The sequence below is a fragment of the Rhodoferax sp. AJA081-3 genome (genome assembly GCF_017798165.1).
Classification (GTDB): Bacteria; Pseudomonadota; Gammaproteobacteria; order Burkholderiales; family Burkholderiaceae_C; genus Allorhodoferax.
Window position 1 is genome coordinate 1,831,273 of the sequence record NZ_CP059068.1, and the last position, 18,868, is coordinate 1,850,140.

The 18,868-nt window shown below is 60.2% G+C and carries 20 protein-coding genes and 1 pseudogene; 5 read left to right on the forward strand and 16 right to left on the reverse strand.

What is annotated here, in order from left to right; all coding sequences use genetic code 11:
• Positions 1-4: 4 nt before the first annotated feature.
• The 5 genes from HZ993_RS08505 to HZ993_RS08525 form a co-directional block, all read right to left on the reverse strand.
• The gene (locus HZ993_RS08505) at positions 5-466 is read right to left on the reverse strand and encodes a tripartite tricarboxylate transporter TctB family protein (RefSeq protein WP_209397051.1); all 462 of its coding nucleotides are present in this window, start codon (positions 464-466) and stop codon (positions 5-7) included.
• A gap of 17 nt (positions 467-483) precedes the next feature.
• On the reverse strand, positions 484-1,458 hold the full coding sequence (locus HZ993_RS08510; RefSeq protein WP_209397053.1) for a tripartite tricarboxylate transporter substrate binding protein BugD: 975 nt from the start codon (positions 1,456-1,458) through the stop codon (positions 484-486).
• A 67-nt stretch (positions 1,459-1,525) separates the two neighbouring features.
• Entirely contained in the window at positions 1,526-1,951 is a 426-nt protein-coding gene (locus HZ993_RS08515; RefSeq protein ID WP_209397055.1) for a universal stress protein, read from the reverse strand.
• Positions 1,952-2,021: 70 nt separating this feature from the next.
• The gene (locus HZ993_RS08520; protein ID WP_209397057.1) at positions 2,022-2,747 is read right to left on the reverse strand and encodes a TerC family protein; all 726 of its coding nucleotides are present in this window, start codon (positions 2,745-2,747) and stop codon (positions 2,022-2,024) included.
• A gap of 45 nt (positions 2,748-2,792) precedes the next feature.
• Complete coding sequence (locus HZ993_RS08525; protein WP_209397059.1) at positions 2,793-3,797, reverse strand: TRAP transporter substrate-binding protein; 1,005 nt, start codon at positions 3,795-3,797, stop codon at positions 2,793-2,795.
• Positions 3,798-3,939: 142 nt separating this feature from the next.
• Between HZ993_RS08525 and HZ993_RS08530 the strand changes: the two genes are divergently transcribed.
• Positions 3,940-4,707 (forward strand): YdcF family protein, encoded by a 768-nt coding sequence (locus HZ993_RS08530; RefSeq protein WP_209397061.1) that lies wholly within the window; start codon positions 3,940-3,942, stop codon positions 4,705-4,707.
• A gap of 16 nt (positions 4,708-4,723) precedes the next feature.
• Here the strand turns inward: HZ993_RS08530 and HZ993_RS08535 are convergent, their stop codons facing one another.
• Complete coding sequence (locus HZ993_RS08535; protein WP_209397063.1) at positions 4,724-6,013, reverse strand: hemolysin family protein; 1,290 nt, start codon at positions 6,011-6,013, stop codon at positions 4,724-4,726.
• A 24-nt stretch (positions 6,014-6,037) separates the two neighbouring features.
• On the opposite strand from HZ993_RS08535, the gene HZ993_RS08540 reads away from it, so the two are divergent.
• On the forward strand, positions 6,038-6,886 hold the full coding sequence (locus HZ993_RS08540) for a symmetrical bis(5'-nucleosyl)-tetraphosphatase (protein WP_209397065.1): 849 nt from the start codon (positions 6,038-6,040) through the stop codon (positions 6,884-6,886).
• 39 nt (positions 6,887-6,925) lie between these two features.
• On the opposite strand, the gene HZ993_RS08545 is transcribed toward HZ993_RS08540, so the two are convergent.
• The 4 genes and pseudogenes from HZ993_RS08545 to guaD all read right to left on the reverse strand — a co-directional run bounded on the left by HZ993_RS08545 (position 6,926) and on the right by guaD (position 11,779).
• Complete coding sequence (locus tag HZ993_RS08545) at positions 6,926-8,419, reverse strand: DEAD/DEAH box helicase (RefSeq protein ID WP_209398354.1); 1,494 nt, start codon at positions 8,417-8,419, stop codon at positions 6,926-6,928.
• Between the two features lie 157 nt (positions 8,420-8,576).
• Positions 8,577-9,468: pseudogene (locus HZ993_RS08550) on the reverse strand (neutral zinc metallopeptidase).
• A 67-nt stretch (positions 9,469-9,535) separates the two neighbouring features.
• Positions 9,536-10,108 (reverse strand): dCTP deaminase, encoded by a 573-nt coding sequence (gene dcd / locus HZ993_RS08555; protein WP_209397067.1) that lies wholly within the window; start codon positions 10,106-10,108, stop codon positions 9,536-9,538.
• Positions 10,109-10,462: 354 nt separating this feature from the next.
• Positions 10,463-11,779: a guanine deaminase gene (gene guaD, locus HZ993_RS08560; protein ID WP_209397069.1), complete on the reverse strand. Its 1,317-nt coding sequence runs from the start codon at positions 11,777-11,779 to the stop codon at positions 10,463-10,465.
• A gap of 140 nt (positions 11,780-11,919) precedes the next feature.
• Here guaD and HZ993_RS08565 point away from each other — a divergent pair, with 140 nt between their 5' ends.
• The 3 genes from HZ993_RS08565 (at position 11,920) to HZ993_RS08575 (ending at position 15,791) form a co-directional block, all read left to right on the forward strand.
• Positions 11,920-13,239: a hypothetical protein gene (locus tag HZ993_RS08565; protein ID WP_209397072.1), complete on the forward strand. Its 1,320-nt coding sequence runs from the start codon at positions 11,920-11,922 to the stop codon at positions 13,237-13,239.
• 319 nt (positions 13,240-13,558) lie between these two features.
• Entirely contained in the window at positions 13,559-13,795 is a 237-nt protein-coding gene (locus HZ993_RS08570) for a hypothetical protein (RefSeq protein WP_209397074.1), read from the forward strand.
• 16 nt (positions 13,796-13,811) lie between these two features.
• Positions 13,812-15,791 carry an AAA family ATPase gene (locus HZ993_RS08575; RefSeq protein WP_209397076.1) on the forward strand — a complete coding sequence of 660 codons (1,980 nt, stop codon included), beginning with the start codon at positions 13,812-13,814 and terminating at the stop codon, positions 15,789-15,791.
• Between the two features lie 8 nt (positions 15,792-15,799).
• Here the strand turns inward: HZ993_RS08575 and HZ993_RS08580 are convergent, their stop codons facing one another.
• From HZ993_RS08580 to HZ993_RS08605, 6 genes are all read right to left on the reverse strand, one after another.
• Positions 15,800-16,186 (reverse strand): nuclear transport factor 2 family protein, encoded by a 387-nt coding sequence (locus HZ993_RS08580; protein ID WP_209397078.1) that lies wholly within the window; start codon positions 16,184-16,186, stop codon positions 15,800-15,802.
• 14 nt (positions 16,187-16,200) lie between these two features.
• Entirely contained in the window at positions 16,201-16,767 is a 567-nt protein-coding gene (locus HZ993_RS08585) for a GNAT family N-acetyltransferase (RefSeq protein WP_209397080.1), read from the reverse strand.
• Between the two features lie 23 nt (positions 16,768-16,790).
• Entirely contained in the window at positions 16,791-17,258 is a 468-nt protein-coding gene (locus HZ993_RS08590; RefSeq protein ID WP_209398356.1) for a GNAT family N-acetyltransferase, read from the reverse strand.
• 29 nt (positions 17,259-17,287) lie between these two features.
• A complete protein-coding gene (locus tag HZ993_RS08595; RefSeq protein ID WP_209397082.1) occupies positions 17,288-17,743 on the reverse strand; it encodes a cupin domain-containing protein in 456 nt (151 codons plus the stop codon).
• A gap of 268 nt (positions 17,744-18,011) precedes the next feature.
• The gene (locus tag HZ993_RS08600; RefSeq protein WP_209397084.1) at positions 18,012-18,380 is read right to left on the reverse strand and encodes a VOC family protein; all 369 of its coding nucleotides are present in this window, start codon (positions 18,378-18,380) and stop codon (positions 18,012-18,014) included.
• A gap of 78 nt (positions 18,381-18,458) precedes the next feature.
• Positions 18,459-18,863, reverse strand: a complete 405-nt coding sequence (locus HZ993_RS08605) for a GFA family protein (RefSeq protein WP_209397086.1) — start codon at positions 18,861-18,863, stop codon at positions 18,459-18,461.
• Between the last annotated feature and the right edge of the window lie 5 nt (positions 18,864-18,868).

Sequence of the window (18,868 nt, forward strand, 5' to 3'; positions counted from 1 at the left end):
CCCATCAGAAACCAAACCAGGGGCCGAGCATCGGCATCGGCAAGCCCAGCAGCTTGACGAACACCAGCACACTGAAGGCAGCCAGGCCACCCGCCAGCAACAGCGCAGAACCCCAGTGGAATTTGGGACTGGCATAGGCACTGAGTACAACCAGCACAACAACGGCGGGAATCAGCCCGGCACCGCGCATCAGCGCGCCGAACAGCAAAACCGCCGACAGAATCAGGATGATTTCCTTGATATAAAACTTACCCACCGGCTCGCCGTCGCGCACAAAGGAGCGGATCACCGCGGTGGCCCCGATCAGCGCAAGCAGCGAGCCCAGTACGGTGGGAAAGTAAGACGGCCCCATTTTTCCTGCAGTGCCCATCGGGTAATCCTGGCCGAGGATCACCGCCGCCAGACCGAAAAAGAGAAAGATGGTGCCGGTCCAAAAATCTTTGGGATGGCGTATGAATGATGGCACTTTGGGTCCCTAACTGGTTAGTCGGCGTAGGCGCCGGCCTTTTTGATGATGGGGGCCCACTTGTCGACTTCGGCCTTCAGGTGGGCTTTCAGTGCTTCCGGCTTGGCGCGGCTCTCTGCCACGGGCTCGGTGCCCAGGTCGGCAAAACGCTGTTTGACCATCGGATCCTTCAGCGCAACCTGCAGCGCGCCGGAGAGTGTGTCGATGATCGCCTTGGGCGTACCCTGTGGCGCATACATGCCATGCCACACGGCCACTTCAAAGCCCGGCAGGCCGGCTTCGTTCAGGGTCGGCACATCGGGCAACGAGGCCACACGTGTCTTGGTGGTGACGCCATATGCCTTTACCTTGCCGGCCTTGATCTGGCCCGTGGTGTTGGTGGTTTGGTCACACATGATGTCCACCTGGCCGCCCAGCAAGTCGTTCATGGCCGGGCCGGTGCCTTTGTAGGGAACCGTGGTCAGATCGGTCTCAATGGCCGTCATGAACAACATGCCACACAGGTGGGATGCTGAGCCCAAACCCGCATTGGCATAGGTCACCTTGTCTTTGTTGGCTTTGACATAGGCCAGCAATTCCTTGAAGTCCTTGGCTGGAAAATCCTTGCGCGCCACCAGTGTCATGGGCACATCGGTCACCAGGCCGATCGGCTCGAAACTATCGATCGCGTTGTAGGTCAGCTTGCGGTACAGCGCAGGCGCGGTGGACTGGCCGATATGGTGCAGGAATAGCGTGTAACCATCGGGTGCCGACTTGGCGACACGCGCCGCGCCAATGGTGCCACCGGCACCGCCAACGTTTTCAACAATGATTTGCTGTTTGAGTTTGACGCCCATGGATTGGGCGACCAAACGTGCCACGGTGTCGGTAGGACCGCCGGCAGCAAAGGGCACAACCATGGTGATGGTCTTGGTGGGATATTCCTGCGCATGGGCCGCAGCGCCACCCAGCAGCGCCAGGCAGACGAGGGATCGCAAAAATTTGCTGTTCATAAAAGAAGCTCCTTTAGTAGTAGTAACAGAGTGAGAAAAAGTAAGGCCGTACACGCGATGCAGTGGTTTATTTGACGAGTAACACGGGCATATCTGCCAGGTGGATGATCTTGGTGGCGACCGAACCCAGCAGCAGGCTGGAGACCGCGCCCAACCCGCGGGTGCCGATCACAATCTGATCGCAAGCGTTTTCTTTGGCAAAACGCGTGACGGTCTCGGCGGGCTCGCCAACAAAGAGGTGGGAGTGGTAGGGCACATCGGCAGCGTCCAGCAGCGCACGTGCTGGGGCCAGCGTCTTTTCCCCCTCCGAAGCATGGTATTCCTTGATCTGCGCGCCATCGACAAACGCGCTGACGCCGCCGTGGACCGGGTATTGCACATTGATCACATGGATCTCCTGCGCGGCCTGGTCACCGGAAAAATTCTTGATCACATGTCCGACGGCACGCAGCGCTGCCTCTGACCCGTCTATGGCCACCACTATTTTCAACATAGCTAACTTTCTTGGGTTCTTGATTCGTGCAAAACAAATCTGGCTGTAACAGCTGGTTGGTGGAGCCTGGTTAAGGCGCGCGGCTCTCGTGGGCCAGGTCTTCTAGCGGTGCCAACGCACGCTTGGCTTCACTGCGGGCGGCCAACCATTTGCCCAGTGCAACGACCAGCAGCGCACCCACTACCGGGCCGACCCATTGGGAGGCAGGAATGGTGTTCTTGAACCAGGCATTCACTGCCACATCACCGACCACCATGCCACCGGCAATCCAGCCCAGCAGCGCACCACCGGCCACCACCACAACAGGGAAACGGTCCATCAGTTTGATGACCAACTGGCTGCCCAGCACGATGATGGGAACACTCAGCACCAGGCCAAAAATAATCAAACCCCTGCTGTCACCCGCCGCGCCGGCAATGGCAATCACGTTGTCCAGGCTCATCACGGCATCCGCGATGATGATGGTCTTGATCGCTGCAAACAAGGTCACATTGGCCTGGATGTTGTGTGCGTCTTCCTCCTCTGGCAGCAGCAGCTTGACACCAATCCACAGCAACAGCGCAGCGCCGACGATTTTCAGGAACGGGACCGTCAACAGCGTGACGGCAAAAAATATCAGGATGACCCGCAAACCGATGGCGCCGACCATGCCCCAGAAGATGCCGTACTTGCGCTGTTGGTCCGGGAGCTTGCGGCAAGCGAGCCCGATGACAACGGCGTTGTCGCCGCCCAGCACGATGTCGATGGCAACGATCTGCAAGACCGCGATCCAAAATTGTGGACTACTGAAATCCATGGTTATCCTAAAAAGTGAAAGATGAAAGTGGAGCGGGTGGTGCCTTTACGGCGCGTTCGCGTTGAATCCGGTTTCTTTGTAGATCGCCTCCAGCAGGTCTTTGCCCACCCGGTCAGCCATCTTGTTGTGCACGGGTGCCATGGCTTTTTTCAGCGCCATGCGCTCCTCCTTGCTCAGCACATAAACCGTTGTTTTTCCTGATTTGCGGACCGCTTCCAGAGAGAGATCGTTCTCTTCCTGGGCGATCTTGTTGGCATAGGTGGTGGCCTCTTTCATGGCCTGCTCCAACTGGCCGCGTATGTCGCCAGGCAGTCGGTCCCAGAACTTCTTGTTCACAATGACGGCGTAACCCAGGTAGCCGTGGTTGGAGATCGACAGGTGCTTTTGCACCTCGTGCATCTGCTGGCTGTACAGGTTGGAAATCGGATTTTCGGTACCGTCCACCACGCCGGTGCGCAGCGCCTGGTACACCTCAGAAAACGCCATCACTTGTGGAGTGCCACCCAGTGTGCGAATCTGCTCTTCCAAGACTTTGGAGGACTGGATGCGGAACTTTTTTCCCTTGAAATCGACCGCACTCCGCAGCGGTGTATTGGCCGAGAATGACTTGAACCCGTTGTCCCAAAATGCCAGTCCCTTGACACCCTTGGCATCCAGTTTTCCCAGCAGGCTTGCACCCACGGGGCCCTGGGTCACGCGGTGCAGGTCGGCGGTGTCGTCAAAGATGAAGGGGAAGTCAAACACCTCAAATTCCCTGACGCCCAAGGGGCCGAACTTTGCAAGTGATGGCGCCAGCATCTGCACGGCCCCGATCTGCAAGGCCTCCATCTCTTCCTTGTCTTTGTAGAGCTGGCTGTTCGGGTACACGTCTACCTTGACCTGGCCTTTGGTCAATTCGGCAGCACGTTTGGCAAAAAAATCGGAGGCCTTGCCCTTGGGCGTGTCGGCGGCCACCACATGGCTCAGTTTGATGGTTATAGCTTTCTGGCCAAAGGCCAGCATGGACAACGATCCAAGCAGCAAACCAAGAACAACCGAGCGGATTCTCATTGCGATTTCCATTAGTGATGAGACGGAAGCGAAGGTTAATCGGATGGCTAAAACCCACAAGTGTGGAGCTCCACTAAGTAGTAACCCTAGACCCCAAAACCATCACGTACGATTGCGCAACCCACTACCAAACCACACACGCATGACCATCCTGGCAACTCTTCTTTTTGTGTTGACGCAACCCCTGTCGTGGGTACTGTTTCTGCTCGCCCTGAGCCTGCTGGCGAGTCGCAGACCGGCGCTGGGGCGTGGGTTGGTGGGTAGCGCCATGGCGCTGCTTTTGCTGCTGGGGTGGAAACCATTACCCGATGTGCTGATACGCCAACTGGAAGCGCAGCACCGCGAGATACCGCCCCAGGCGGACTTGCGGGCCTATGTGGGCATGGTGGTGTTGGGTGGCTCGACCGAGCCCAGTTTTGTAGCTGCTGCCCATGCACATCCCCTGCTCAACAGCGCCGCTGAGCGGATGACAACGCCTCTGGTAATGCTGCAAAAGAATCCGCACCTGAAGCTCGTTTACACCGGTGGTGGCACCGAGACGGGTGCCAGTGTGATCAAAGAAGCACAACTCGCCAAAGTCTTCTTCGACAGCATGGGTGTGACGGGAGCGAATGTGCTCTACGAAGGTGCATCACGTACCACCTTTGAAAACGCCACTTTGACTGCGCAATTGCCGGGCGTGGACATCACGCAGCGCTGGCTGCTGGTCACATCCGCATGGCACATGCCGCGGTCCATGGCCACGTTCACCAAAGCGGGGTGGAATGTGACGGCCTACCCGGTGGACTTCCGCACGGGCCCAACTACACCCTGGACAGAATATTCACTGGGGCCGGCTTTGCGCAGCTGGCAAATGGCCTTGCATGAACACCTGGGCACTCTGGCCTACCGCATAACGGGCCGTCTGTAACACCTGCCGGTGCCGTTCAGGCGCTGCGGGCCAGCACCTTGTCAATGCGCTTGCCTTCGAGTGCCGTCACCTCAAACTGCCAGTAGGCGCAGTCAATGCGTTCACCCACTTTGGGCAATTCGCCCGATACAGCCATCAGCAATCCAGCCAGGGTGTTGTAGCGCCCACGGTCTTCCTGGGGCAGCTCATCAATGTCAAGACGCGCCTTGAGCTCACTGACGGGCATCAGTCCGTCCAGCGCCCAGGAACCGTCGGGCAAGTGTGTTGCCCAGGCTTGTGTCTGGCTGTCGGGTTTCAACTCGCCGGTAATCGCTTCCAGCAAATCGTGCGGCGTCAGCAAACCTTGCACCACGCCGTACTCGTCCACCACAAACACCATACGTGCAGACTGGGCGCGGAACTGCTCGATCAGCTCCATGCCACTCAGTGTCTCGGGCACAAAGGCAGCGGGTTCGGCAACCGACTCCACACTGCCCGTGTGCTGCAAGCCCAATTGCAGCAGGCGCGCCACACTGACCAGGCCCACCACCTGGTCCAGTGATTCGCGGCACACCGGGTACCAGGAATGGGTGCCCTTGTTGCCGCCATTGCTGGCCTGCTGCAGGCACTCCGCTACCGTGGCAGACGCCTCCATCCATTCAATGTCGGCGCGCGGCAGCATCATGGATGTCAGTGTGCGGTCGTCCAGGTCAAACACATTGCGCACCATCTGGTGTTCATGCTGCTCGATGATGCCGGCGTCTACACCCTCTTCCAGGCTGGCAGTGATTTCCTCTTCGGTCACCGCACGGTTGTCGGTGGTGTCTATGCGCAAGATTTTCAGCATGCCATGTGTGCACACCGACAGCAGGCGCACAAAGGGCTTGGCACCGGTTGCCACCCAGGTCATGGGCAGTGATACAAAGCGCGCGACGGTCTCGGGGTACAGCTGCCCAATACGCTTGGGCACCAGTTCCCCAAACAGGATGGTGATGAAGGTGATCACCGTCACCACTACCGCGGTGGCCCAGAGGTCTGCGGCACGCTCGGAGATAGGCAATGTGGCGAGTAGCCACTGCGAAAGGCCATTGCTGAATGCGGCCTCACCCACAATACCGTTGAGCATGCCAATGGACGTGATACCCACCTGCACGGACGACAAAAAACTGGGTCGGGTTTGCAGCAGCTCCATGGCGGCCTGTGCGCCTTTGCTGCCCTCTTCCGCCATGGCTTGCAGGCGGATTTTGCGGCTGGCGGTGAGCGCCATCTCGGACATGGCAAACGCACCATTGAGCAGCGTCAGCAGCACGATCAGAATAAATTCCATGAAACCCAAGCGAGAATGAAAACCATGGCACTTTACCTGATTGGCGATGTGCAGGGCTGCGACGCGGCGCTGCAGGATCTGCTGGACACCCTGGATTACTCTCCCAGCCGCGACACTTTGTATGTGTTGGGCGACCTGGTCAACCGCGGGCCGGACTCCGCAGGCGTGTTACGCCGCCTGATGGGCTACAGCAACGCCGCGCAGTGTTTGTTGGGCAACCACGACCTCAACCTGCTGGCCGTGGCACAGGGACTGCGCAAACCACACCGCAAGGACACGCTGGACGCCGTGCTGGGAGCGGAAGACCGCCACGCCATGCTGCACTGGCTGCGCCACCAAAAAATGGCGATGCTGCTGAACCGGGGCGGTGTGCCGCTTCTGATGGTGCACGCCGGTGTGTTACCAACCTGGAGTGCAGACCAGACGATGGCTTTGGCGCACGAAGTGGAAACCGCCTTGCAGGGGGGGCACGCGGCCGAGTTCCTGAAATCCATGTACGGCAATACACCCAGCCAATGGAGCGAATCATTAACCGGCATGGACCGCCTGCGGGTGATCGTCAACGCGCTGACACGCTTGCGGTTTTGTACCGCAGAGGGTGCGATGGAATTTGACAGCAAAGGAAGGTGCAGAGGTGCGCCCCAGGGTTATATGCCCTGGTTCGAGGTACCCAACCGCCAGACGGCGCAGATCAGCGTAGCATTTGGCCACTGGTCCACGCTGGGCTGGCTGGACAGACACGACGTGTTATCGCTGGATACCGGTTGTGTGTGGGGGGGCAGCTTGAGCGCACTTCGCTTCAATCTGCAGGACCAGACGCAGGAGCTGATCCAGGTGCAATGTGCTGTTTCCCAGCACCACGGAGAACATTAACAAACACCTGGCGCAGGTCGCGCCAGGGTCAACACACAATCAGGCGGACTTGAACAGCGCCGCGACTTTGACCTTGGGCTTGATGTTGGCCGAGATGCCACGTGCTTGTGGGCGGGCCGAGGCTTCCCACGAGGGTGCTGCAGCCGCTTCGCCGGGCGCAGATGGTTCATAAGGTTTGTCAAAAAATGGGTCACGTGCGGCCTGGGCCGGACGGCCATAGTCGCTACGCGGTGCACGTGGTGTGCGCGATGCGTAACCGTCATCCCGCGCGGTGCGTTGTTGGCCACGGCCACCGTTGCGGCCGTTATCACCACCGCCACCGTTCTCCCCCTCTTGCGCATACATGCGACGGCCGTCGTTGATACGGCCCTGCTTGCGGATATCGGGTGCGTCTTCGTCGTATTCAACCGCTTCGAGCTCAATCTTGGTCTTGATCAGCTTCTCGATGTCGCCCACCAGGCGCGCATCGTTGTTGCCGCCGACAAAACTCACGGCCAGGCCGGTGGCACCCGCGCGGCCGGTACGGCCAATGCGGTGGATGTAGTCTTCGGCGTTGAACGGGATGTCGAAATTGAACACGCAAGGCACATCCTTGATGTCCAGCCCACGGGCGGCCACATCGGTACACACCAGCAGATCGACTTCACCCTTTTTGAAGGCATCCAGAGCCTTCAGGCGCTCGTCCTGGCTCTTGTCGCCGTGCAGTGCGGTGGTCTTCAGGCCTTCGCGCTCCAGAGAGCGGGCCAAACGGGCACAGCCGAGTTTGCTGTTCACAAACACAAAGGCCTGCTTCATACCTCGGGTCTTCAAGATCTGGTGCAGCGCGTGGCGCTTTTCGTCTTCGGGCACGCTGTAGAAACGCTGCTCCACCGTGGAGGCCGTCGCATTGGGACGCGCCACTTCGATGGTGACCGGGTTTTGCAGGTAACTGCTGGCCAGGCGTTTGATTTCGGGCGAGAACGTGGCAGAGAACAACAGCGTGGTGCGTTGTTTGGGCAGGTAGGACAAGATGCGCTGCAGGTCCGGCAGAAAGCCGATATCCAGCATGCGGTCGGCCTCGTCCAGCACCACGTATTCGACCTGGTTCAGCACCGCGTTTTTGGCCTCGATGTGGTCCAAGAGGCGGCCGGGTGTGGCCACCAAAATTTCAACACCGCGCTTCAATTCCAGGGTCTGTGGCTTCATGTCCATGCCGCCAAACACGACCGCACTGCGCAGGTTGGTGTACTTGGCATAGAGCTTGACCTGTTGCGCCACCTGGTCCGCCAGTTCGCGGGTGGGCAGCAGCACCAGAGCACGCACGGGGTGGCGGGCAGGAGATGTCGAGCTGTTTTCGTGCTTCATCAGGCGATGCAGCAGGGGCAGCGAGAACGCTGCCGTCTTGCCGGTGCCGGTCTGGGCGGCGCCCATGACGTCTTTGCCGGTAATAACCACCGGAATGGCCTGGGCCTGGATGGGGGTCATGGACTCGTAGCCCATTTCGGCCACGGCACGGGCCAGGGGTGCAGCCAGTTGCAACTGGGCGAACGCCATCAGGGGCGTATCGGCGTTCAGTTCGTTCGAAATTTCAGTGGATGCAGGGGTAATCAGTTCAGTATTCAAGTCGGTCACGCATAGCGAAAAGAGGTGCTATCCGTCCGATAGCTGAATGGCGCCCAACGCTGGGAGCACCCCGTATTATCCCCTAGTCTTATAAAACGCGGGTTGAAAACGTGTCGCAGGCCTTCACACTGCCGTTTTTAAGACCATTCGCAAACCAGCGCTGCCGCTGGGCACTGGTGCCATGGGTGAAACTTTCCGGCACCACCGCTCCGCCGCTGCCACGCTGCAGGGCGTCATCCCCGATGCGGGCGGCCGCATTGATGGCCTCCTCCACATCGCCCTGCTCCAGCAGTTGGCGGGCATTGTTGGCGTGGTGGGCCCAAACCCCGGCAAAACAGTCCGCCTGCAGTTCCAGACGCACGCTCAGCGCGTTGTATTCGGCCTGGCTGACCTGGCCCCGCTTTTGCTCCACTTTGTTGCTGATACCCAACAAATTCTGCACGTGGTGACCGACCTCATGGGCAATCACATAGGCCTGGGCAAAGTCCCCGGGCGCGCCCAAACGGGTTTTCAGGGTCTCGTAAAAGCCCAGGTCGATGTAGACCTTTTGGTCCGCCGGGCAATAAAACGGCCCCATCGCGGCCTGTCCCTGGCCACAGGCTGTGGGCGTAGCGCCACGGAACAACACGAGTTTGGGGTCACGGTAGGTGGCACCACCTTTGGTGAAGATGTCCCGCCACACGTCTTCGGTGTCGGCCAGCAGCGTTTTGATGAATTTCTTCTCTGGGTCGTCCGCAGCCGGCCCCTGCGCGGGCGCTTGTTGCACTTGCACTTGGGGTGCACCACCCTCCCCGCCGCCCAGTACGCCCAGGATCGTCAGGGGGTTGATGCCGAATATCCACCCGCCCACCAGCGCAATGACGATGGTGCCGACTCCAATGCCGCGGCCACCCAGCATGCCGCCGCCTCTTCCACCGCCCCCCGCCCTCACCCCGGCGGTCTTCGACATTGTCGGATTCGCGGTTGCCTTCCCATTTCATGCTGGCTCTCCTGGTTTGAAGCGTTGGTCGCTATGGCGGGGGCTCAGCAATAAATGGCTGACGGCCTCTAGGCCTTGGGTAAGGTCACCCCGACCTGGCCCTGGTATTTGCCCCCCCGGTCCTTATAACTGACCTCGCAGACATCGTCCTTGTCGCTTTCGAAGAACAGCACCTGTGCGCAGCCCTCCCCCGCATAAATCTTGGCCGGCAGCGGTGTGGTGTTGGAAAACTCCAGCGTCACATACCCTTCCCACTCGGGCTCAAAGGGCGTCACGTTGACAATGATGCCGCAGCGCGCATAGGTGCTTTTGCCCAGGCAGATGGTCAGCACGTTGCGTGGGATACGAAAGTACTCCATGGTGCGGGCCAGCGCAAAGCTATTGGGCGGGATGATGCAGACGTCGTCGTTGAAGTCGACAAAACTCTTTTCGTCAAAGTTCTTGGGGTCCACCACAGTGCTGTGGATGTTGGTGAACACCTTGAACTCGGGTGCGCAACGGATGTCGTAGCCGTAGCTGCTGGTGCCGTAGCTGATGATTTTTTTACCCTCGGCCTGACGGACCTGGCCCGGCTCAAAAGGCTCAATCATGCCGGTCGTTTCAGCCATGTGGCGAATCCACTTGTCGCTTTTGATGCTCATGGGGCTTCTCTCCTAGTGTGCGGGGGATTGTAAGCAGGGGCGCCTGGGAACTTATTTGTGCGCCGGCTTTGGGTGGGCACCGGCATGGGATGGGCGGCGGCCTCAGAGGCGCTGCGCTTGCCAAGTCGGCCGCCGCCCATCCCATGCCAGTGCCAGATACGCTGCCGGTTCGCCGCCGTTGGTGAAAGTAGCGCCACTGCTCGCCGGTGAGGGGAATGCCGGGGGCTGATGTGGCAAAGCGAAGCGCCTCTGAAGCCCCCGGCATTCCCCTCACCGGCAGGCTCGCAAACCAAGTGTTCGCAAGATGCTACGAAAGGTATAGCTTCTCAACCAATAATGACGGGGGCTATAACCTCAAAGAGCTTGAGACACCACCGTACGTTCGACCAATCGGTCGTCCCCCAGCACAATCATCGAGAACAGCAGTTCATCCAGATTGGCAGCCAGCGCCGTCTTGCGGGCCAACAGCGGTGTGGCCTTGGGGTTCAACACCACAAAATCCGCCTCGCAACCGGGCAGCAGATTGCCAACGACGCCTTCCAGCCCCAAGGCCCGTGCCGCGCCCGCCGTGTGCTGCCACCACAGGTGCTGCGGGTGCAAGGACAGGCCCTGCTTGGTCTGCCCTTCCCTCCCCACGCAATAAGCGCCCAACATCGTGTGAAAAGGACTAAAGGATGTGCCACCGCCCACGTCACTGGCCAGACCGTACTGAAAACCCACCCGGTCCGCACCGGCGTAGTCAAAGAAGCCACTGCCCAGGAACAGATTGCTGGTGGGGCTGATGGCAGCTGCCGTGCCCGTGTCGCGCATCAGCGCCCGGTCAGCGTCATCCAAGTAAATACAGTGGGCGTACACGGCACGCTGGCGCATCAGGCCAAAGTCGTCATACGTGGCCAGGTAGCTGCGGGACTGGGGGAACAGTTCACGCGCCCACGTGATTTCGTCCTTGTTCTCCGCCACGTGCGACTGGATCCACACATCGGGGTACTGCTGGGCCAGATCACCCGCGCCGCGCAACTGCGCTTCGGTACAGGTTGGCGCAAAACGCGGCGTGATGGCGTAGCCCAGGCGGTCCTTGCCGTGCCAGCGCTGGATCAGCGCCTCGGTGTCGCGCAGGCTTTGCTCGGTAGCACCCACCGTGCCCTGCCCCTGGTTCAGAAGCTCTGCAGGCGCGTTGCGGTCCATCAGGCACAGGCCGGTGATGATGCGCATGTGTTGCGCCTGGGCCTCGGTGAACAGCGCGTTGACTGACTCGGTATGCGAAGTGGCAAAGGTCAATGCGGTGGTAACACCGTTGCGCAGCAGTTCCGCTATGAAAAAAGTAGCGGCTTGTGCACTGTATTCGGGGGCTGCAAAGCGTTTTTCTTCAGGGAAGGTGTAGTTCTCCAGCCACGGCAGCAAGCCGTCGGCGGGCGAACCGATCACATTGGTTTGGGGGTAGTGGACGTGCATGTCCACAAACCCGGGGGCAATGATCCGGCCCGGGAAATGCTCGACGGCCACACCGGGGTAGCGGTCCACCACATCCCGGTAGGAGCCAATCGCCTGAACCACCTGGTTGCCCGCAGCATTGGGGCCAACGACCAGCAGTCCGTCTTCTTCAAACAGGGCACGTACGGGGCCCTCGCTGTGCGGGGCAAACCAGAGAAGGGAGGCACGGTAGGCTTTCATGGGGAGTAGCTTAAACCGGGAATACCGTGCAGCGCATATGGCGCATGGCATAAACCCTATCCAAGCGCGCCGGGACGTTACCAATACTTGCAATTCGCCACCATAACCCGCACCCCGGGCGCGCTACAGTCAACGCCACTATGCAAACCAACGCCACACTCAAGCTGCTCTTGGCGGCCTGTGCCCTGCTGGGCGCCAGCGCCCGGGGCGATGACCACTTCCCCACTGCCGGCAACCCGCTGGGCAGTTGTGCGGTACCGGCTGCCGCTGTGGCGGAAGACGTATCCACGCCCACCACCGTCATTGGCAACGGCACACCCGCCAGCTGCACGGGCGCTGCCGTGGTGCAGGGTGTGGCACGCGGTGGCGTGATCACTTTCAACTGCGGGCCAGACCCGGTGACCATCACCCTGGCGCAACCCGCCAAGATCGTCAACAACACCGGTCCCAAGATCGTCATCGACGGCGGTGGCAAGGTAACGCTCAGCGGTGGTGGCAGCTCGCGCATCTTGTACATGAACACCTGTGATGCCGCCCAGGTGTGGACCACCTCACACTGCCAGGACCAGGACCACCCACAACTCACGGTACAGAACCTAACGTTTATCGATGCCAACTCCAGCGGCCTGAGCCCGTATGACGGTGGCGGCGCCATCTGGGCACGTGGTGGCCGACTCAAAGTGGTGAACAGCCGCTTCTTTCGCAACCAATGCGACGCAGCGGGACCCGATGTAGGCGGTGCAGCCATCCGCGCCTTCAGCCAGTCACAGAACCTGCCGGTCTATGTGGTGGGCTCCACGTTTGGCGGGCGCACGGACCTGGGCAATGTCTGCTCCAACGGTGGGGCTTTGAGCAGCATTGGCGTGTCCTATTCAGTGATCAACAGCCGCTTCACACACAACCGCGCCATCGGCGTGGGTGCCAACCCGGCGCGGTCCGGCTCGGCCGGTGGTGGCAGCGGCGGCGCCATCTACAACGATGGCAATACGTTTCAGCTGCAGGTGTGCGGCAGCGATATCAACAACAACACGGCCAAGGAAGGCGGTGGCGCCATCTTCTTCGTCAGCAATGACCGCAGCGGCACCTTGGCCATCACCAGCTCGGTGCTCAGTGCCAACCCCAGTGCAGGGTTCGAGACCACGGGTTTGCCAGGTATCTTTTATCTGGGCAGCGGCAGCGCACAGGTCAGCACATCCACGCTGGACCGTGGCAACACCACCACGTCCGCCAACTGCGTGTTCAACTGGGGCGAACACCACTACGCCAGTCTGCTTTACCCCGGCCCCGCAACCTCGCAAACCAAGGCGCCCTACTACTACCGCCACTACACCGGCACCAATAGTTACGTCGGTATTTCGTCGCAAGACGACCGCCTGCGCTACATGGGCAGCGCCAGCAACCACCAGATGCTGGACCTGGGCAGCATGAGCACCTGGAAGCAGACGGCTGGTTGCCAGTGACGTGCATGTGGTGAAAATTGCTTCGTTATTTTTTTGCAACACCCCAGCGCACGATACGCAGAAAACGCTTGAGTCCATGCGCCAAGCTCTGACAGAATCGCGGCTTCGCTGATTCGAGACCGCTGCGCAACGAATGTCCTTGCGCAGTCAACCCCTTGAAAGGGCCAAACCTATGTTGTTCCTCACCTTTACCTAAAACGCACCTCTGCCGCCCCGGCTGGATGTGTGCGATACCGTCCAGCCAGCGCCCGTGCCGCATCCGCAGCCGCAAGCCCTGGTTACCACAGCCGGGGCTTTTTGCTTTTGGGAGTGTGCTCACATGAGTGCCAAGGTTTTTTCGCGCGACTACGCGCTAGGTAAGGTCAAGAAGCTGCGACGCATGAAGCAGCCCTTGGCCATCAAGGTAACGCTCAACCCGCCCCGCAACCCCGTGGTTTTTGCCATGGCGCACCGCGCAGCGTCGTCTGCCGCGGGCAAACACATTCGCGCCCAAGGCGCAATGCGCCGCGCGGAGAAGGTGAGCCTGCAAAAGCTGGTGCGCCAGTCAGAGCAGTAGAAGGAACAACATAGAAATGAACACGATCATCAACAACGCAATGCATACGCATATCGCCGAACGCAGCGCGCGTTTGGCGGACATCGCCGCCGAGCTCAAGACCGAGCTTTTTGGCATAGACCCCATCATCGACCGCGTCATCGAATCCCTGCGCGCCTGGTACGTGATGCCCGAGCTCATCAAGCGCCCGGTCATCATTTGCCTGTGGGGACTGACCGGCACCGGCAAGACCCAGCTGACGCGCTTGATCGCGCAGAAGCTGAACCTCTACGACCGTTTTGTCGAGGTGCAGATGGACGGCTTCAGCAACAGCACCGGTTACCGGCCCAACACCATATCGGGCATGCTGGCCGAGTCCGGCGTGATCGAAGGTGCGCCGGGCATTCTGGTGCTGGACGAGTTCCAGCGCTACCGCACGCTGGACAAGGACGGCGACGACGTCAAGGTCGAGCGTTACCAGGATGTCTGGACCCTGCTGTCCGACGGCCGCCTGGCGCCGACTTTGTCCTTCATGTCCGACATGGAGTATTCGCTGGGCCGCACACAGTACGACCAGGAGCGCGAAAAAACGGATGACAAGGAGGTCAGCAAGTTCAAACTGCACCTGTCGCCCTACGAAGCGCGTGACCTGAAGCAGGCGCTCAAATTGCAGGAGCCTTTGCTGGACATCATGCGCTGGACCTCCGACGAGATCCAGGCCCGCATGCAGGCTTTTCAGAACTCGCCCGAGGCGTGGGAGACCGACTACAGCAAGCTGCTGATTTTTGTGGCCGGCAACCTGGACGAGATGTACCGCCAGACCGCCGCGCGCGTGGAAGACTGCGACACCGATGCCGATATCTTCCACGCGCTGACGCAAAAGCTGTCGCTGATCGATGTGAAGAAGGCGCTGGGCAAACGCTTCAAACCGGAGCAGATTGCGCGCCTAGGCAACAACCACGTGATCTACCCCAGCTTCAGCCGCGCCACCTACCAGCGGCTGATTGCCAACATGTGCGAAGGGTATGTGCGCGACCTGGAGGAATCCTCGCAACTGCGCTTCAAGATCGACCCGGCGCTGCAGGACGAGATCTACGCCAACGCGGTGTTTCCCGCCCAGGGCACACGGCCGCTGTTCTCGTCCATCCATGCCATCGTCAGTGCGCCGCTGGTCAATGCCACGTTGTGGGCAATAGAGAACGGCGCCACTCCGGCAGACGACTTGCGGCTGAGCCTGGGCGCCGACAAGCGCCACCTGCTGGCGCAGTTTGGCTCGCACAGCAAAACCTACCCGGTGAGCTTTGAACTGAACCGCCTGAAGCAGCGTGCCAACCTCGACTTCCGCGCACTGCTGGCGGTACACGAGGCCGGGCACGGCCTGCTGTACGGCGTGTTGTTTGGCCATGCGCCGCAGGAGATCAAGATCAACGTGGCGTCGTTTGATGGCGGCTACAACAGTTACACCAGCCTGCGCTCGGAATCACGGCGCAACCTGCTGGATGCCATCTGTGTCAGCCTGGGTGGCCGTGCGGCTGAGGCCATGGTGTTTGGTGACGAGGCTTGCACCACCGGCTCCGAGCAGGACCTGAAGCAGGCCACAGCCGACGCGGCGCAGTTTGTGCGCCACTACGGTTTTGGTGGGCGCCTAAGCCGGACGGATGTGGCCCACGAGAGGGACGAAGACCTCAACACCGACGTCACCCCTACGAACGAGGCCATTGAGGCGCTGCTGCAAACGCAGTACGCGCGGGCGACGCAGCTGTTGCAGGAACATGGCACCGTGTTTTTGCGCATCACGCAGGCCCTGACCGAAGATGGCGAGGTGCCCAAACAGGCACTGGCCCAGTGGCTGGGTTTGTCTGCGGCGGTGGAGCCCAGTGTGTTGGAGCCGTATGCAGAGCATCTGGCGGCATTTGCGCAGCAGCGGGGGGCGTTAGGCCAGGTCGTGCGCAGACCCCATACACAAGCGTACCCCGCAGCACCCATCCCTGAGTTGGCCTTGCACGCCAGCTGTTGATAGTCGCGTTACGAACCAGACTGGACGGCCGCACCCGTCAGCGTCTTCTCACCCAGCACAAACGACGCTTTCTGGATGCGCCCGTTCACCACCTCGTATACACACAACATCTCCAACGTGCCCCGGCCTTCGGGGAAGTTTCGTGTGACCAGCTCCGCATCGGTGACCACATGGCCGACAACGACGCGCGACAACAGCTTGGCGTGTAAATCAGGTTCGGCAAACCGTGCAAGGTAGCGCGCACGCATCTGCGCGTGGCCATGCGCAAGCAATTCGCCATGCAGCGTGAACTGCTGCGCGTCTGGTGCGTAGGTTTGCAGCAACGCGTCTATGTTTTTGGCGTTGTAGGCTTCCAGTTGGGCCTGCACCACGGTCAAGGGACTGAGAAATGTCATAACTGTATCTTCCATTATGTGTGGTTGTTGGACGCCACCCACTCACGCTGCAACAGGCCGTACAACGCGGTGTCGGACACCTCGCCGTCCACAATCCAGCGTTCGCGCAAGAAGCCCTCGCGGGTAAAACCCAGGCGCTCCAAGCTGCGGGCCGAGGCGCTGTTGCGGGGGTCAATATCGGCTTCCACGCGGTTGAGATTCAGCGCGGAGAAACCAAAGTCCAACAGGGCACGTAGGGCCTCGTGCATATAGCCCTGGCCCCAGGCCGATTGCGCCAGTCCATAGCCCAATTCCGCACGGCGGCAGGTGGTGTTGATGTCGAACAGTGTGCAATTGCCAATCATCGCACCGGTGTCGGTCCGCACCAGGCCCAGCCGCAGGTAGTCCCCTGCGACCATGGCCTTCTGGTCACGCGCGACCAGGGCATGGGCCTCGTCCATGCTGGCCCAGGGAGGTGTACTCCAGTAACGCATGACCGCAGGGTCTGAAAAAATGGCAAACAGCGCTGGGGCATCCGCCTCGACCAGCGGGCGCAACAACAGCCGTGCGGTTTGCAGATTCACGTGTTCAAAAGTCGGCATACGAAGCTTTGTGTCAACAGGTGCTAAACGGTGACGGGTTTGCTATAAGCATAAAACACCTCATCCCGCGTCCAGCCCAATGCGGCATACAGCGACTGGGCCGGCAGATTGGTCTTGGCCGTCGTCAGGTCCATGCGGGACTTGCCATTGCGGCGGGCCTGCTCTTCGGCCGCCAGCAACAGCAGGCGTCCGGTTCCAGTCTTGCGGTGTTCGGGCGCCACAAACAGGTCGTACAGGCTGTAGATGGGGGACGCATCCACGGAGCAAAACGTGGGGTACAGCTGGCAGAAGCCGGTCATGGTCTGCTCTGCATCCTCGGCCACCAGGATGACGGACTCGGCATTGTGCAAGCGGCTGGAGATGAACTGCTCGGCCAGCGCCACATTGGGCGCCTGCTCGTAAAACTGGCGGTAGGCGTCGAATAACCTGGCCACCGCGCGGATATCGTGCGGCGCGGTCGTGGCCAATCGGATGGTGATGGCGTGGTGCATGCGGGGGTGGCTTGTCTCTGGTGTGTTTCTCATGGTTTCTCAACAACGGTAATCGGGTGGTCCACGGTACCGGCATACACCACGATGATGTCGGCAGGCACGGTGCCGTCGTTGACGCCGTAATGCACCATGTTGACCGTTTCCACAATCGGATCGCCGGCTTTCAGGTGCAGTACGGCGCCACTGACCGTCTCTATCTTCAACTGGCCCGTCAGCAACACGCCGGCATTGATGACCGGGTGGTGGTGCAGGGGCAGGCGGGCGCCGGGCGCAATACTGATGCGCAGAATGGTGATCTCGGGCTGCGTGGTCGGGTAGGCGGGCAGCAGCTTGCCATCCCAACTGGTCTTGCTTTGCACCAGCTTGGTGGCGACGATGGGCTGCGCCGGCGCTTCTTTCTGCGCGGGTGCCGATGCGCAGCCGAACAACACGGGGAGCAGGAAGACCGGAAGTACAGTCAGGGTGCGCAGGCTAGGGTGTTTCATGGTGTGCACTGGGTTAGGGAATGGTGGGCCGGCATGTTACTGGCGCCGGGGATTGGGCGCAACGGTGCCGCCATAAAACACGTTGAACGGGTGCAACTTGTACTGAACGACCTAGCACCCAGGACCAGGTGACCTGCATCCCGCAGGCGTTTGAGGTTCACGCTGTGCTCACGAAAGTGCAACTGCGCCTGCGCCGGCTTGGACGCATCCCACTTCGGCCCGGTCGTGATCTCCACAGCAAACAGCAAAGGGCCGAGAAGCCCGAAACTCACTCTGAGTTCTGGCCTATGCGCCACAGCACACCCGATGGGTCGGTGAGGCAGAAGTCGCGCATCCGCCAGGGTTGGCGCTCGATACCCGATACCGTCACACCATACTTGGCGACCACGCCGCTGGCGTGGATGCGATTCCACCATGCGTCCACATCCTCGACCAGGATGTGCATCATGAAATTCCTGGCCAGTTCCCCAGCGCAGAAGTCCTGCAGCAGAAAGCTCGCATGGTCCATGTGAAAGTAGGCCACGCCGTCACCTTCCGAGGCCATGGTGAAGCCTATGTCCTGGTAGAACTGCTTGGACAGAGCGAAGTCATTCGACGGCACAAAGGCCTTGATTTCGGTGATGCGAAGTGGGCTCATAATTGCTATGCATTTAATAGCTATACGATTAATATCGACGGGGGCTAGAGGCCGATTTGACTAAAAACCACATTGACTTCACTCCCTGTCGGACACGTGGTTGATTCCGTCCGAGGTCGGGACCTCTCCCAGGTCGAACGGGTTTACGCCTTCCAGGCAGCCCACGTTGTAGGCAAAGACATGGGGGTCTGACCGACGCTGGTGGTGTGTGTAGGTGCCGCAGACCCGGCAAAAATAGTGCTTGGCCGTTCGTGTGTTGAACGTGTAGAGCGTAAGAAACTCCTGGCCCTGCACTACCTTAAGGCCCGCCAAAGGCACCGACGCGCAAATCGCGCCGCGACGGCGGCAGATGGAGCAGTTGCAACGCCTGGGATCTTCTACTCCGTTTGGGAGCTCCAGCTCAAGAATGATGCTTCCGCAATGGCAGGTCGCCCTATGGCGGGATTCGATCTTGGTATTACCGATCTGAAAATAGTTTGGCATGCACT

Bases quoted from the DNA above. Each gene is read 5' to 3' on its own strand.
- HZ993_RS08575 (WP_209397076.1), top strand. From the start codon at position 13,812: ATGAACACGATCATCAACAACGCAATGCATACGCATATCGCCGAACGC.
- HZ993_RS08590 (WP_209398356.1), bottom strand. From the start codon at position 17,258: ATGCACCACGCCATCACCATCCGATTGGCCACGACCGCGCCGCACGAT.
- HZ993_RS08565 (WP_209397072.1), top strand. From the start codon at position 11,920: ATGCAAACCAACGCCACACTCAAGCTGCTCTTGGCGGCCTGTGCCCTG.
- HZ993_RS08530 (WP_209397061.1), top strand. From the start codon at position 3,940: ATGACCATCCTGGCAACTCTTCTTTTTGTGTTGACGCAACCCCTGTCG.
- HZ993_RS08580 (WP_209397078.1), bottom strand. From the start codon at position 16,186: ATGACATTTCTCAGTCCCTTGACCGTGGTGCAGGCCCAACTGGAAGCC.
- HZ993_RS08545 (WP_209398354.1), bottom strand. From the start codon at position 8,419: ATGGCGTTCGCCCAGTTGCAACTGGCTGCACCCCTGGCCCGTGCCGTG.
- HZ993_RS08585 (WP_209397080.1), bottom strand. From the start codon at position 16,767: ATGCCGACTTTTGAACACGTGAATCTGCAAACCGCACGGCTGTTGTTG.
- HZ993_RS08515 (WP_209397055.1), bottom strand. From the start codon at position 1,951: ATGTTGAAAATAGTGGTGGCCATAGACGGGTCAGAGGCAGCGCTGCGT.
- HZ993_RS08540 (WP_209397065.1), top strand. From the start codon at position 6,038: ATGGCACTTTACCTGATTGGCGATGTGCAGGGCTGCGACGCGGCGCTG.
- HZ993_RS08535 (WP_209397063.1), bottom strand. From the start codon at position 6,013: ATGGAATTTATTCTGATCGTGCTGCTGACGCTGCTCAATGGTGCGTTT.
- HZ993_RS08510 (WP_209397053.1), bottom strand. From the start codon at position 1,458: ATGAACAGCAAATTTTTGCGATCCCTCGTCTGCCTGGCGCTGCTGGGT.
- HZ993_RS08605 (WP_209397086.1), bottom strand. From the start codon at position 18,863: ATGCCAAACTATTTTCAGATCGGTAATACCAAGATCGAATCCCGCCAT.
- dcd (WP_209397067.1), bottom strand. From the start codon at position 10,108: ATGAGCATCAAAAGCGACAAGTGGATTCGCCACATGGCTGAAACGACC.
- HZ993_RS08570 (WP_209397074.1), top strand. From the start codon at position 13,559: ATGAGTGCCAAGGTTTTTTCGCGCGACTACGCGCTAGGTAAGGTCAAG.
- HZ993_RS08525 (WP_209397059.1), bottom strand. From the start codon at position 3,797: ATGAGAATCCGCTCGGTTGTTCTTGGTTTGCTGCTTGGATCGTTGTCC.
- HZ993_RS08520 (WP_209397057.1), bottom strand. From the start codon at position 2,747: ATGGATTTCAGTAGTCCACAATTTTGGATCGCGGTCTTGCAGATCGTT.
- HZ993_RS08600 (WP_209397084.1), bottom strand. From the start codon at position 18,380: ATGAGCCCACTTCGCATCACCGAAATCAAGGCCTTTGTGCCGTCGAAT.
- guaD (WP_209397069.1), bottom strand. From the start codon at position 11,779: ATGAAAGCCTACCGTGCCTCCCTTCTCTGGTTTGCCCCGCACAGCGAG.
- HZ993_RS08595 (WP_209397082.1), bottom strand. From the start codon at position 17,743: ATGAAACACCCTAGCCTGCGCACCCTGACTGTACTTCCGGTCTTCCTG.